The sequence below is a fragment of the Cellvibrio sp. GW822-FHT04B05 genome, assembly GCF_058800985.1.
The window spans coordinates 274,985-288,390 of record NZ_JBXAMU010000002.1 but is presented as its reverse complement, the minus strand read 5'-3'; the positions used below and the strand labels follow the sequence as shown (position 1 = coordinate 288,390).

General features: G+C 46.9%; 12 protein-coding genes. 11 read left to right on the top strand and 1 reads right to left on the bottom strand.

Features of this window, described 5'->3' with window-relative positions; translation table 11 throughout:
* Nucleotides 1-68: 68 nt before the first annotated feature.
* The 3 genes from AC1RJL_RS06900 (at nucleotide 69) to AC1RJL_RS06890 (ending at nucleotide 1,242) form a co-directional block, all read left to right on the top strand.
* Nucleotides 69-494, top strand: coding sequence for a hypothetical protein (locus AC1RJL_RS06900; protein ID WP_492912273.1), 426 nt, complete (start codon nucleotides 69-71; stop codon nucleotides 492-494).
* A 78-nt stretch (nucleotides 495-572) separates the two neighbouring features.
* A complete protein-coding gene (locus tag AC1RJL_RS06895; protein ID WP_492912271.1) occupies nucleotides 573-902 on the top strand; it encodes a DUF6172 family protein in 330 nt (109 codons plus the stop codon).
* 139 nt (nucleotides 903-1,041) lie between these two features.
* A complete protein-coding gene (locus AC1RJL_RS06890) occupies nucleotides 1,042-1,242 on the top strand; it encodes a hypothetical protein (RefSeq protein WP_492912269.1) in 201 nt (66 codons plus the stop codon).
* A 77-nt stretch (nucleotides 1,243-1,319) separates the two neighbouring features.
* On the opposite strand, the gene AC1RJL_RS06885 is transcribed toward AC1RJL_RS06890, so the two are convergent.
* Entirely contained in the window at nucleotides 1,320-2,720 is a 1,401-nt protein-coding gene (locus tag AC1RJL_RS06885) for a DEAD/DEAH box helicase (protein WP_492912267.1), read from the bottom strand.
* A gap of 219 nt (nucleotides 2,721-2,939) precedes the next feature.
* Between AC1RJL_RS06885 and AC1RJL_RS06880 the strand changes: the two genes are divergently transcribed.
* The 8 genes from AC1RJL_RS06880 (at nucleotide 2,940) to AC1RJL_RS06845 (ending at nucleotide 13,405) form a co-directional block, all read left to right on the top strand.
* A complete protein-coding gene (locus AC1RJL_RS06880; protein WP_492912265.1) occupies nucleotides 2,940-3,491 on the top strand; it encodes a MarR family winged helix-turn-helix transcriptional regulator in 552 nt (183 codons plus the stop codon).
* A complete protein-coding gene (locus AC1RJL_RS06875; RefSeq protein ID WP_492912263.1) occupies nucleotides 3,488-4,519 on the top strand; it encodes an HlyD family secretion protein in 1,032 nt (343 codons plus the stop codon). Before AC1RJL_RS06880 ends, AC1RJL_RS06875 begins: the two co-directional genes overlap by 4 nt.
* A 52-nt stretch (nucleotides 4,520-4,571) precedes the next feature.
* Nucleotides 4,572-6,164, top strand: a complete 1,593-nt coding sequence (locus AC1RJL_RS06870; protein ID WP_492912261.1) for a DHA2 family efflux MFS transporter permease subunit — start codon at nucleotides 4,572-4,574, stop codon at nucleotides 6,162-6,164.
* Nucleotides 6,165-6,352: 188 nt separating this feature from the next.
* A complete protein-coding gene (locus AC1RJL_RS06865) occupies nucleotides 6,353-6,694 on the top strand; it encodes a DUF1820 family protein (RefSeq protein ID WP_492912259.1) in 342 nt (113 codons plus the stop codon).
* Nucleotides 6,695-6,758: 64 nt separating this feature from the next.
* Nucleotides 6,759-8,267, top strand: coding sequence for an FGGY family carbohydrate kinase (locus AC1RJL_RS06860; protein WP_492912257.1), 1,509 nt, complete (start codon nucleotides 6,759-6,761; stop codon nucleotides 8,265-8,267).
* 292 nt (nucleotides 8,268-8,559) lie between these two features.
* A complete protein-coding gene (locus AC1RJL_RS06855) occupies nucleotides 8,560-9,390 on the top strand; it encodes a helix-turn-helix transcriptional regulator (RefSeq protein ID WP_492912255.1) in 831 nt (276 codons plus the stop codon).
* 116 nt (nucleotides 9,391-9,506) lie between these two features.
* Complete coding sequence (gene cas1f / locus AC1RJL_RS06850; protein ID WP_492912253.1) at nucleotides 9,507-10,475, top strand: type I-F CRISPR-associated endonuclease Cas1f; 969 nt, start codon at nucleotides 9,507-9,509, stop codon at nucleotides 10,473-10,475.
* Nucleotides 10,472-13,405 (top strand): CRISPR-associated endonuclease Cas3'', encoded by a 2,934-nt coding sequence (locus AC1RJL_RS06845; protein WP_492912251.1) that lies wholly within the window; start codon nucleotides 10,472-10,474, stop codon nucleotides 13,403-13,405. Before cas1f ends, AC1RJL_RS06845 begins: the two co-directional genes overlap by 4 nt.
* The last annotated feature ends 1 nt before the right edge of the window (nucleotide 13,406 follow it).

The window sequence follows — 13,406 nt, the reverse complement described above, 5'->3', positions numbered from 1 at the left end:
AAGCCCTTGGCTTTCGCCGGTCGATGAATTAGCCTGCCGGACTTTATTATTCGGAACGGCGACTTGTTATGAACGAACTCCTGGTAAAAGTAGCTGATTACTATATTCCTTTCCTGTTACTGGTGACCTTGGGGGTCGGAACCCTTGAAATAATGCGGGGATATCGCTGGTTTTGGGTCAAATTATTCGCGTCGGCGATTTTGGTGTTCAGCGTGATGTTGCTGGATTACTACTTAAAGCTGTGGGCGGCCCTCGGGTTGGATTATTCAACCCACACTGCCTTGGCGCTGGCCTTGGTGATATTTGTCGGCACCGGTTTGCAATCGCGCTTGGGCTGGGTGTGTTTGGTGGGCAGTTTGCTGGCCTATATGGAACTGATGTTCTATCTCGGTTATCACAGCTGGGGCGATATGGGCCTGACAGTGGTGGTGATTGGTGCGGGAATAACCATACTTTATCGTCTGTTACCGAAACGTAAGGCTGCCGATGCGTAGCGTGATACCATGCGCGCCCGGTTTAATCCGTTACCCTTAAATTGCGTACCGCCCTTAGTTGGATATCACAGGTAAAACATGAAAAAGACGTTCAAGCTCCACATCGAAGGTAAAAACAGCGACCGCGTGTTGGAGGCCATCAAACACGACGTGCGTAAATACGTTAAACGCGAGCGCCGTAAAACCCTGCCTAAAGGCGTCGATTATTGGGCGTTTGATTGCAAGTTTGGCGTGACGTCAGAAGCTGCCGAAGTGGTACGTTTGGGCGAACTCACCCAAAAGATGGATGAAGTCGCAACCGCCGGTGGCGATAGCTTCTATGTAGAGATCCTTGCTGCCCACGGCATTCGCAAACCGCGTGAAGAAGGCGATGACAGCATTGATGACGATGAAGATTTGAATGATTGATACCAGCTTCTGTGTTACCGCATACTTTAGGAAAAATAAGGATATCTTTTATGGAGTTACATTTACCATATTCACATACGTATTATTTCGGCTCGCAAAGCTACCGCAAATGAAACTAAACAGTATGAGGGGTGATTTTATGCGCGATGAATACGATTTTAGTAAAGGTGAGCGTGGCGGATTTTATCGTCCAGATGCCAAAGTACATTTGCCTTTGTACTTGGATGACGATGTGCAACAAGCACTGGTGAAATTGGCGGCCGCAAAAGGCAAAGATTATTCTGTTTTTGTAAATGATTTGCTTAAGAAAGATATTGAACGGATTCAGTTCGCAAGCTGAACGCAATAAATCATCACCATAAAAAAGCCGCCCCCGATGGCTCGGGGGCGGCTTTTTTATGCCTGCGATTTGCTACTTTATTTCTTTTTAGGGCGGGTCGATAAACCTAATTTGCTTGCCGGGCGCGCATCTTTGGCGCCGCTTATACGGGTCGGTTTTGTCGCCGCTGTGCGGCCGCTGCTTGTGCTGCTTTTGCCTGCGGCTTTACCGCTGCCAGTTGCGCCTCTACCAGATTTGGCAAAGCCCGATTTTTTAGGATCGCCCGCGCGGGATTTACCGGTCGGTTTGGCAGCCAATTTCAGCAGACCGCTTTTAGGTTTGGTAACGACTTTAACGACCTGTTCGGTCACATCAAAGCCTTTGATTTTCTCGCGTTTGATTTTGGTGCCGATCACTTCTTCGATCAGTGAAATTTTGTGTTCTTCCGCTGGCGTCACCAACGAAATCGCCACGCCTTTTTTACCGGCGCGGCCAGTGCGGCCCACGCGGTGAACATAATCTTCGGTAAAGAACGGCAAGTCGAGGTTGACGACATAGTCCAGTCCCTGAATATCCAAACCGCGTGCGGCCACTTCAGTTGCGACCAGCACTTGCAGCTTGCCATCCTTAAAATCTTGCAGCGCACGGCGGCGCGAGCCTTGGGTTTTTTCGCTGTGGATCACCGCAGAATCGATTTTATCGACCTTCAGCGCCTTGATTAGATTCTCCGCCTCTTCACGGGTACTGCTGAACACCATTACCTGATACCAGTTCTGGCTGCGCAACAAATGAATGAAGAGCTCGTATTTGCGATCGCTGTCTACCGGGTAAAGCACATGGTCAACCGTCTCTGCTACCGAATTGCGTTTGCTCACCGTAATCAGGGTAGGGCGATTCATTGCCTGTTTGGACAGGTTGGTCACTAACGGCGAGCTGGTCGCCGAGAAGAACAGGGTTTGGTGTTTGCGGGTGATACTGGTGAGGATCGCATGCATATCGATCACAAAACCCATATCCAGCATACGGTCGGCTTCGTCCAACACCACAAAATCCACTTTGGCGAGACTGACGTTTTCCAGTTCGATGTGCTCTTTAAGGCGACCGGGCGTCGCGACCAGAATATCCACACCCGCGCGCAACTTGGCGCCCTGGCTGGTGACTTTCACTCCACCGTAAATACTGGCGATTTTAAACGGTGTGAATTGCGCGAATTCTTGCATTGCTTTAGCGATTTGTTCTACCAGTTCGCGGGTAGGCGCCAGGATAAGCGTGCGCACAAAACCGGCTTCGGTGGCCTTGGGTTTTTCCAGCATTTGCTGCAATACCGGCAGGCTGTAAGCAGCAGTTTTGCCGGTGCCGGTTTGCGCGGTGGTGAGCAGGTCGATACCGCGGCGCGCGGCGGGGATAGCTTGTTCCTGAACCGGGGTCAGGGTTTTGTAGCCAATCACTTTAATGGCGCGGAGCAATTCTGGCGCGAGGCCAAGGGAAGCGAAATTCATAAGCAAATCGACAGGGAGAGCTGAAAGGGCGCGCAGTATACCGTTTATTCACTGATTCAGGCTAACCGCCTGTTCAGCAATTCAAGCCAACCACCGTCCGCTCAGGGCAATCACTTTATAACCAAAAGGCCTTTTTTGCGCCATACCAAGACTAAATCCATCTTTTGTAAAATAGTAAGCTATGTATATTATATATCTAACTGCTTATGAGGATGGTTTATGAGTTCTTCCAGTTCCACTCCCGATGCGCTAGCCACTAAATGGCCAGCGATAAAACCTGAAGATGAAAGTCTGGGCTTTTTGCTATCGGACAATTTACGCCTGACCCGGCGTATTGCGGCGCGCTATTTCGAGCGCTACAACCTGACCCTCGCCCAGACGCGCGCCTTGCTCGGCGTATTTCGTTGGCAGGGGATTCGCCAGGTCGATTTGGCGGACTTTATGGAAATCCAACCGATTAGCCTTGCGCGATTACTGGATCAGTTGGCAGGAAATGGATGGATAGAGCGCAGGCCAGACCCAAAAGATCGCCGCGCTTTCCAACTGTATTTGACACCAGCGGCAGCGCCCATCGTTAAGTTGATTCAAGAGGCATCCTGCGAGTTTCAATCTTTCGCGCTTGCCGGTTTTACCCCGGAACAACAAACGGCTTTGTTCCTTGGGTTAAACAAGTTGCGCGAAAACCTCACGTCTCTAAGTAAAGAAGACTTGAGTAGAAAAGAGTTAAAAGTTCCTGCTAGCCAGGAGTCATCAGAGGTAAATGAGAAATGAGCGAAGCTAAATCATCACGTCGTTTGATTCTGTTAGTCGTGATTCCCGCAGTTGCCGCCGTATTGGGGTTATTGATTTATCTGGCGGGCGGTCGTTATGCGACTACCGATAACGCCTACACCAAGGCCGATGTCGTCAATATTCGCCCGCGTGTTGCCGGTGCAGTTGCCGAGCGTTTGGTCGCTGAAAACGAGCATGTAAAAGCCGGCCAATTGCTATTGGTGCTGGATGCCAAACCCTACGAAGTAGCATTGGCCAAAGCCGAAGCCAAACAGGGTGAAGTACGCACCACGCTTGCGTCACTTTATGCCAGCTACCACGAAAAGCAATCCGAGCTGCAACTGGCCATCGCCAATCGTGATTACGCCGCTAACGAGCAGCATCGCCAGGCCGATTTGGCCGCGCGCAAGTTAGTCGCCAAGGCTGCCTATGACGAGGTGACTCATACTCGTCGTATTAATGACCAACACGTCGTAACCCTTGAACGCGATCTGACGCGCATCGCCGAATCCCTCGGTGGTGATGCCGAAGCGCCTCTGGAGCAGCATCCAAGTTATCGCGCTGCGAAAGCCGAAGTTGAGCAGGCGCAGTTAAATCTGGATTACACCCGCATCACCGCGCCGAAAGACGGCATTGTTACCAAACCGCCGGAAGTCGGTGAATTTTTAGCGGTAGGCGGTTCGGCTATGTCTTTGGTGGCGAGCGATAACCTCTGGGTTGAAGCCAATTTTATCGAGACAGATTTGACCCATGTGCGCATCGGCCAAACCGTAAAAGTGCGTGTGGATACCTATCCCGATGTGACATGGGAAGGTGTTGTGCAAAGTATCAGTCCGGCGACCGGTGCCGAGTTTTCAGTGATCCCGGCGCAAAACGCCACCGGCAACTGGGTGAAGATCGCCCAACGTGTACCCGTGCGTATCAGCATCAAACCCAATAAAAATGCGCCGGCATTGCAGGCGGGTTTGAGTACCGGGATTGAAATCGATACCGGCTACAAGCGCTCGCTGTTGGGTATTTCTATCTAGTCCGTTCGCCGGGTAAGCCAACCTCGGGTAAGCCCGCCTGTGGAGTATTTTTGTGTCACAGACAACGATTGATCAAGCTGCTGGAGATCCAGTTCCAGCAGCTCCAGCTGCCCCCACGAATCAAAGAATGGGAGCCAATAATCGCGCACTGATTACCGCCTCGGTGATGCTGGCGACGATTATCCAGGCGCTGGATACCACCATCGCCAACGTTGCCTTGCCTCATATGCAAGGCAGTATGTCAGCGACTCAGGACCAGATCTCCTGGGTGTTGACCTCTTATATTGTAGCGGCGGCAATTTTCCTGCCGTTGACCGGTTTCCTATCGGATCGCTTCGGGCGCAAGCGCTTGATGCTCTGGTCTATTGCCGGGTTTACCATCACCTCCATGCTCTGTGGCGCAGCGCAAAACCTGCCGCAAGTGGTGACGTTCCGTCTCTTACAGGGCATATTCGGCGCCGCCCTGGTGCCGCTGTCCCAATCGATTTTGCTCGATACCTATCCCAAGGAGAAACACAGCCAGGCGATGGCGGTGTGGGGAATGGGCGTAGTACTTGGGCCAATCCTCGGGCCAACTCTTGGAGGATTATTGACCGAGCATTACAGTTGGCGCTGGGTGTTTTATATCAATGTACCTTTGGGGATTCTTGCACTCCTCGGCGTGATGGCATCCGTTAAAGAAACGGCGATCAATAAAACCCGCCATTTCGACCTGCTCGGTTTTGCCTTCCTGAGTTTGGGCATAGGCGCGCTACAGATGATGCTCGACCGCGGCGAAAGCCAGAATTGGTTCCATAGCCCGGAAATTATTGCCGAATGTATTTTGATGGGGCTGGGCTTTTACTGGTTTATCACCCATATATTTACCTATCGTCAGCCGTTTATCGAACCGGCGATATTTAAGGATCGCAATTTTTCCATCGGCCTGATTTTCATGTTTGTAGTCGGCATTATTTTGCTCGCGACTATGGCGCTGCTGCCGCCATTCCTGCACAACCTGATGGGTTATCCGGTAGTGGATGTCGGGTTAGTGATGGCGCCGCGTGGTATGGGGGTGATGTTCTCGATGGTGATCGTGGGCCGTATCGCCGGCAAGGTTGATCCGCGCTACCAGGTATTTTTTGGCTTGTTACTGACGATTATCTCGCTGTGGGAAATGACCCTGTTCACCACCAGCATTACCAGTTGGGACATTATTCGTACCAGCGTTGTGCAAGGTATTGGTCTGGGCTTTATCTTTGTGCCGCTGTCGGCGATTGCCTTCGCGAGTCTGGAAGGACGGTTCCGCAACGAGGGTACAGCGCTGTTTAGCCTGACCCGTAATATCGGCAGCAGTATCGGTATCTCGGTGGTGATGGCGGAATTGCAACAGAATATCCAGAAAAATCACGCCGCTTTTGCGGATTACATCACTCCCTATAATCAGGCATTGGCAAAAGTGGGAGAAACCGGCCATTGGGATATCAATACCACCCAGGGCTTGATGGCGATCAACAATGAAGTTCAGCGGCAGGCAGCCACCTTGGCTTACTTGCAGGATTTCCAGTTGATGATGTGGGTAACTATCGCGGCCTTGCCATTACTGTTATTGCTCAAAGCGCCGCAGAAAGGTGCTGCGCCGCCGCCAGAGATGGCAGGGGACTAAACGGTTAATGCGAAAGACCGGGGGAGTAATAACGCAATTGACTAATAGCGCTGTATGAAAATCAGGCACGCGGGGCGAGAATAGCGAACTTGTGCTATTCTGCGCGACCTTTGCGAATCAGTGCAAAGGCACGGCGTCCCGCTGCTTACCGAGTTGTTACCAAGAGCGAAAAGCATCAAGAGAGAGTTATGGCTGTTAAACCCGTTTACAAAGTGATATTCCTCAACCAATCCCAGGTTTACGAAGTATTTTGCTCCGCAATTTACCAGAGCGAAATGTACGGCTTTATCGAAATTGAAGAGTTTGTCTTTGGCGAGCGCAGCGGTCTGTTGATTGATCCCGCCGAAGAAAAACTGAAAACCGAATTCGCCGGTGTAAAACGCTCTTACATTCCGATGCACTCGATTGTGCGTATCGATGAAGTAGAAAAAGAAGGCCCCGCTAAAATCAGCGAGATTAAAGGCGGCAGCGATAAAATTGCCCAATTCCCCTACGGCGGATTTGTTCCCAACCCCCAATCCAGTGAATAACTGAGGGGCGAATAGTTTTAATTTCCCCACTACACTTGCTCAATAACATTATTGAGCAAGTGTCATGTCCCAACCGCGATATCTCCCTGACGATGCTTTCCTCGTCACTGATCTCTTTTTAGCGACTGATCTCTTTCTGGCAATTGACCAGGGCGGTCAAAGCACGCGCGTCGCAATTTACACCGCAACAGGCGAACAACGCTGTAGTTTTGCTGCCGCCTGCGCAACCACACATCGCAAGGCAGAAAATACCGCCACTGATTTTATCGAGCAAGACGGTGAAGAAATTCTCGCCGGTATTCGCGCTTGCCTGCAAAAAATCCAGCAGCATCTTGGGGGTGACGTAAAACATATTAAAGCCGCCGGTTTTGCCGGGCAGGGCTCTTCGCTGTTATGTTGGAACAATCAAACCGGCGAAGCGCTTACGCCGGTCTTGAGCTGGCAAGATATTCGCGGTGAATCCTATCTGCATAATATGTCGCTCACGCACCAGCAAACCCAGCAACTGACCGGTTTGCGTTTATCGCCGCACTACGGTGCAACCAAAATGCGCTGGTGCTTGGAGCAGGATGAAAAAGTCGCGCAGGCAAAAGCCGATAACTGTCTCAGTATCGGTCCCATCGTCAGTTATATTTTCCGACATTTGTTAATAGCAAACGATAAAAAATCCCTTGTCGATCCCGGTCACGCCCAGCGCACACTACTGTGGAATTTAGCGCGCAACGAATGGGATCAAACGCTGCTGGGTGCTTTCCAAATTCCGCGCGATGTTTTGCCGCAGTGCCTCCATCACAATAGCCACTTCGGCAATGTGCAATTAGGCGATTGCATCATTCCATTCACTGCGAGCGCCCGCGATCAAGGTGCATCACTTTTTGCGCGTGGTTTACCGGAGCCAGATGCCTGCTACATCAATATCGGCACCGGCGCGTTTATCCAGCGCCTGAGTGAAAATTTAAATGCACCGGAAGGATTGTTGGTAAGCCCTCTGTGGTTGCCAGAAAATGTGAAAGACAAAAAATATTACGCATGGGAAGCAACCGTAAACGGTGCAGCAGCGGCGATCAGTTTTATCCAGCAACACACCGGCTTGGCGGTTACCCCGCAAGAAATAGATCATGCACTTGAATTAAATCCCACTCGAGATTGTTATTTCCTCAACGCCGTCGGTGGCCTAAGCGCTCCTTATTGGCGAACTGATTTACAATCGCGCTTCAGCGAAAATTTATCCGCAGAAGAAAAAATTCTCGCCTGGATTGAATCCGTCATTTTCCAAATTGTTATCAACGTGCAATTAATGAATCAATCCGGCACTACTAAAAAAATAATTATCAGCGGCGGATTCAGTAAGGCCGATGCCGTCTGCCAAAAAATTGCTGACCTCACGCGAACCAAAGTCCACCGCAGCGATAACGCCGACGCAACCGTACAAGGCGCCGCCTGCATGGCCGCCGGGTTACCGCAAAGCTGGAATCCTGCATTGCATGAAGATGTATTCACCCCGCGCCAAAATCCGCAGTTATTGCAGCGCTTCACCAAGTGGCAATCAGCAATACAACAGTGGATCACGTAGGGGCGCCGCTTTGATTTTTAATGGATTAACCCGTAGGGGCGCTGCTTGCTGCGCCCATTTCATTTAATAAAAACAGGGCGCAGCAGGCAGCGCCCCTACATGTTTGATATTTGGGCGCGGCACATTATCAATGTTACCAATGCGCCCATTGCGCATCATGTAATAAGCTGTAATATTGCTTGGCACATTAATCCGCATAGTCTTTGTCGCCGTACCGTTTGATAAAGTGTTTTATTTAAGAGAGTTCACGTACGCATATCTACATTAATTACAATAACAATATGGAGCTTTTATGGAAAAATCCACGGTTCAGCAGCGTTATCGATTCATCGAATTAATCGCCTATTGGGAAGGGCGAGTCAATGCTAAGGATCTGGAAAATTATTTTAATCAAAGCCGTCAGCAAAGTAGTCAGGACATCAACAACTATAAACTGGCTGCACCTACTAATTTGCATTACGATGCATCCCTCAAGGCCAATATTCCTTCCGCCCATTTTTTCCCGCTTTATATTTCTACAGAGGCAGAAGAATATCTTCATTGGTTCCACACGGGCCAATTTGTTGAACAAAAGATTCATGCTCATTCGCAAAGTCTGAATATTCCCTCCCGGAAAATTTCTCCCGAAACTATGCGTGGATTAGTCGCTGCGATGCGCCATCAAAAACGTATCGAGGTAGATTATGTTTCCCTCAATAATCCTAATCGCGAAGGGCGCATTATTGCTCCCCACAATTTTGTAAATACCGGACTGCGTTGGCATTTGCGCGCGTGGTGTGAAAAATCCGAACAGTATCGCGATTTTGTCCTCAGCCGCTTTCGCGGTGTACCTGAAATACTTGATAAAACCCATCACTCTGCAAAACAGGATATCGGTTGGAATACCCAAGTCACCATTATCCTTCAGCCTGACCAACGACTATCTCCTGCAAAACGTGAAGTATTGGAAAATGACTATCAAATGCAAAATGGTCAACTGCACATCACCACTAAAGGTTGTCTAGTCCAGTATTTATTACGCGAAATGCAAGTCAGCACCAAAATGCTGGACGGTACTCCCGAAGCGCAACAATTAGTATGTGTAAACCTGCCTGACATAAAACAATGGTTGTTTGAGGGATAACGTCCTGTAATTGAATTTAACCTGCAAAGTTTGTTTACCTGTGTTTTTGTGCAGGGTTGTGGAATTTTAAAATGGCCGTAAATTGCTAAAGTATTAATCGAAACAGGTGTTGCGTGATGGATGATTTATCGCCTTCGGATTTAAAAGCAATTCTGCACTCCAAACGTGCCAATCTGTACTATTTGGAACATTGTAGAGTCATGCAGAAAGATGGTCGCGTGCTCTACCTGCAAGAAGCTAAACACGAAAACCAGTACTGGAATATCCCCATAGCCAACACCACGGTTTTATTGCTGGGTACAGGCACCTCCATCACCCAAGCTGCTGTCCGGATGTTGGCGCAGGCAGGGGTATTATTTGGTTTTTCCGGTGGCGGTGGTACGCCACTGTATATGGCTAATGAAATTGAATGGCTTACACCACAAAGCGAATACCGCCCAACGCAATATTTACAAGGCTGGTTATCCTTTTGGTTTGATGATGCGCAACGCTTCCAAGCTGCAAAACATATCCAAATGGCACGGATAGATTTTTTAAACACTGTTTGGCAAAAAGATAAAGATCTGAAAGCAGAAGGGTTCAATGCAACAGAGGGAGAGATTCAGCAAGCCTTGCAGAATTACAGCCAACGGATAGATGCCGTACAAAAATCCGCCGATATCTTATTAACCGAGGCGCAGCTTACAAAAGCACTCTATAAATATGGAGCTCGTTTAACCAAGCACGATGGCTTCTCTCGTGAACGCGAGGGGTTGGATAAAGCTAATGCATTTTTAAACCACGGCAATTATTTGGCTTATGGTTTGGCTGCCTGCACCTTGTGGGTGTTGGGTATTCCGCATGGGTTTGCAGTTATGCATGGCAAAACACGCCGTGGTGCTTTGGTGTTTGATGTAGCTGATTTAATAAAAGACGCTATTGTTTTGCCTTGGGCATTTATCTGTGCCAAAGAAAAGGCCACCGAACAAGAATTTCGGCAGCAATGTCTACAATCGTTTACTAATCATAAAGCTTTGGATTTTATGTTCGATCAAGTCAAAGCAATCGCTTTGCGTGGCGAGTCTGAAGAGGGTGAATCGCTATGATGGTCACCTTTGTTTCGCAATGCCAAAAAAACTCCTTGAAAAAGACGCGCAGGGTGTTGGATGCGTTCGCGGACAGAATTGGCGATAACACATGGCAAACGGTGATAACCGAAGACGGCTTAATCACCGTTAAAAAAATGCTGCGCCAAACCGCGAGTAAAAATACCGCAGTAACCTGCCATTGGATACGTAGCCGTTCGCGTAGTGAGTTGTTGTGGGTGGTGGGAAATAAAAATCAATTTGATGAAGTGGGTAGGGTGCCGGTGAATAGTACGGAAGATGAGATAAAAACAGATGAGACAAAGATGATGATAGAAAAAGCATTTGCAAATACTAAACAACAGCCTTTGGATCAGCATTTGTTTGCTGTGGGCTATGTGGCTTATAGTTTGATAAGACATCTGTTAGATGATGATAAGTTAGCGATTGCTGCATTTGTTGCTGGTGGTTTGCATGATATTGGAAAGCTTGATCCTGCATTTCAATCGTGGCTGGAAGGGATGTTGAATAAAAGTTCGACAAACGAGCTTCCTGAAGATGGTCTGCATATAGACAAAGGGAAATTTACTTTTGAAGATCATGCTCGCCATAATGAAATATCGTTATTTTTTTATCATTTGTTAGATGATGAAAATTTTAAAGGAATTAATGGAAGAAATAAAAATTTAATAAGACATGTGATTTATTGGCACCATGCAAAGCCTATCCGAAAAAATGAGTTTACTTCCTTGGATTTTATCTATAAGAAACTTAATAAAAGTTTGGGGGCTGGCAAACTAAAGGACTTATTTTCAAATGTGCATTCTGTAATCAATTCAGTTAATTCTCTTGCAGTACAATACGAAGAAGATAAGTTGCAATTATCTGGTTTTCTGAAAACTGTCGATGATGACAAGATTTACGACTTAACAAAGATTAAATTGCCTGAGTACAAGTCTTATTCTTTAAGTAATGAAGAGGTGGGTGATTATGTTTCTAACGTGAATGAAAATGCTAAGCAAAGCATTGCAAGAGCTGCCGTAATTTCGGCGGACAGATTAGTATCAGCGCTAACTAAAGAACAATTGGCTAATCATATAGAACAGTGCACCTTGGAAATTTTGCTAAATGCAGTAGTGAATAAAGAAAGCGATTTGATAAGTCATATTCAGCAATGTTTACAGGGCTTTGATTCTTCTTACCCTAATAGTGACCGTAATGTGCAACAGCGTGAAGCTGCTAAAAAGCTAGTAGGTGTGAGTGGCGTTGCTGTGCTAAATGGTCCTGCTGGTTGCGGGAAAACTAAAATTGCATTGGAATGGGCCAGTAATTCGCAGGTTAAAAAAATAATCTGGGTGTGCCCTCGTGTGCAAGTGTGCGAAGGGTTGTATAACGATTTGACGTCAAATGAATACCTACCTAATGCAAAAATTGAAATCTACACAAGTGAATTTAAAACAATTAAACAATCAGGTATCGAAATCCCCACGCTAGAAGGTCAAGAGTTTTCAGGTGATGTGGTGTTAACAACTATAGATCAAGTAATTAATTCGCTTATTACGCACCGCAATGTGACTAGCCTTGTGGATTTTATGTCTACACATGTGGTTTTTGATGAATATCATGAATATATCAATATGCCTGCGTTTAATTTGCTCTTTGCAGAGTTGGTGCAATGTAAGAAGTTGCAGGGTAATACCGCAAAAGCATTGTTGGTGTCTGCCACGCCAAACTATTTTTTCTTGGAACACTTGCTGGAAATTGAGGGTGAAGATGTGGTTGGCATTGATAGTTTTAATCACCGAGATTACCAAATAACTTTTAAAACATTTGATGAAGCTAAGCTAGATGCTGAAAATCCATTATTTGCATTGCAACCCAGTAACACTATTGTTATCAGCAATACCGCCACTACAGCACAAATGAGCTTCATTGGTAATCAAGAAAAAGAAAATTCCGTATTATTTCACTCAAAATTTAAGAAGTCCGATAAGGCTGTACTGTTTACTAATATATTCGAGGCATTCAAACAAAAAGGTAGCCGTGTTTATGATGTGTTGCGCAGTGGCCCTGTAGTGCAAGCTTCACTTAATATTACTTGTAAAAATATGGTGACAGAGTTCACTCATGCTGAAAATTGGCTGCAGCGTCTAGGCAGGCTAGATAGATTTGGGGAGAATGAATCGGTTAATCAGTATGTTATTGCAGTGCCGCAAACATTGGCGGATGGTAAGCGAACGGGTGCTTGCGCCAGGTTTTTAAGTGGACTTAATAGTTTGCATAGTGCAATTGCATGGTATGATTTTTTGAAGTTAAATATAACTGAGAAAACAATTACTATTGCCCAACTGTATCAGCTTTATGAGGAATTTTATGCGAGTATTTCGGGGAAAAAATCTGTTGAAAGCGATTTGCTTTCCTCCCTTAAAAAAAGTGTGCAAGTCATTGAGGCTAAGGTGCATGACCCTATATCATTTCCTAAAAGTAAGCCCAAGAGTAATAAAAACAAAATCAGCAAATCATCATTGCGGGGCGATAGCCGTTATGTGCAAATGGCTGTATGCGAGGTATTAGAAAGTGGCAGTTTTAATTTTCTACCTGAATATGCTTGTAATGAAATAGATGATGCATACACTATGGCTGTAAATGAAATTGAAGGCTATGATCCGGCAGGCGACAAAAACCTGATTAGTTATATGTACCAGAAACATCATAAAATTCTCAGTGCTAAGGGTCAGAAAAAACATACGCAAGCGCATAAATCCTTTCTACTTAAAAATGAAGCTATTGATCCGGAATACCCAATATATGTCAGTTACACTCAGCAAGATTTAGATTTGTGTAACGACATCCCCCATTCACATGCTATTTATTATGCTGTGAGTAAAAAACAGCCAATTGGCGCAATTTCAATTAACAAACTAAATAACCAATCTGTCAATGAGGAATAAG

What these genes read in the sequence shown, in the direction of transcription:
- AC1RJL_RS06900 (WP_492912273.1), top strand. Translation starts at nt 69, where the DNA reads ATGAACGAACTCCTGGTAAAAGTAGCTGATTACTATATTCCTTTCCTG.
- AC1RJL_RS06895 (WP_492912271.1), top strand. Translation starts at nt 573, where the DNA reads ATGAAAAAGACGTTCAAGCTCCACATCGAAGGTAAAAACAGCGACCGC.
- AC1RJL_RS06890 (WP_492912269.1), top strand. Translation starts at nt 1,042, where the DNA reads ATGCGCGATGAATACGATTTTAGTAAAGGTGAGCGTGGCGGATTTTAT.
- AC1RJL_RS06885 (WP_492912267.1), bottom strand. Translation starts at nt 2,720, where the DNA reads ATGAATTTCGCTTCCCTTGGCCTCGCGCCAGAATTGCTCCGCGCCATT.
- AC1RJL_RS06880 (WP_492912265.1), top strand. Translation starts at nt 2,940, where the DNA reads ATGAGTTCTTCCAGTTCCACTCCCGATGCGCTAGCCACTAAATGGCCA.
- AC1RJL_RS06875 (WP_492912263.1), top strand. Translation starts at nt 3,488, where the DNA reads ATGAGCGAAGCTAAATCATCACGTCGTTTGATTCTGTTAGTCGTGATT.
- AC1RJL_RS06865 (WP_492912259.1), top strand. Translation starts at nt 6,353, where the DNA reads ATGGCTGTTAAACCCGTTTACAAAGTGATATTCCTCAACCAATCCCAG.
- AC1RJL_RS06860 (WP_492912257.1), top strand. Translation starts at nt 6,759, where the DNA reads ATGTCCCAACCGCGATATCTCCCTGACGATGCTTTCCTCGTCACTGAT.
- AC1RJL_RS06855 (WP_492912255.1), top strand. Translation starts at nt 8,560, where the DNA reads ATGGAAAAATCCACGGTTCAGCAGCGTTATCGATTCATCGAATTAATC.
- cas1f (WP_492912253.1), top strand. Translation starts at nt 9,507, where the DNA reads ATGGATGATTTATCGCCTTCGGATTTAAAAGCAATTCTGCACTCCAAA.
- AC1RJL_RS06845 (WP_492912251.1), top strand. Translation starts at nt 10,472, where the DNA reads ATGATGGTCACCTTTGTTTCGCAATGCCAAAAAAACTCCTTGAAAAAG.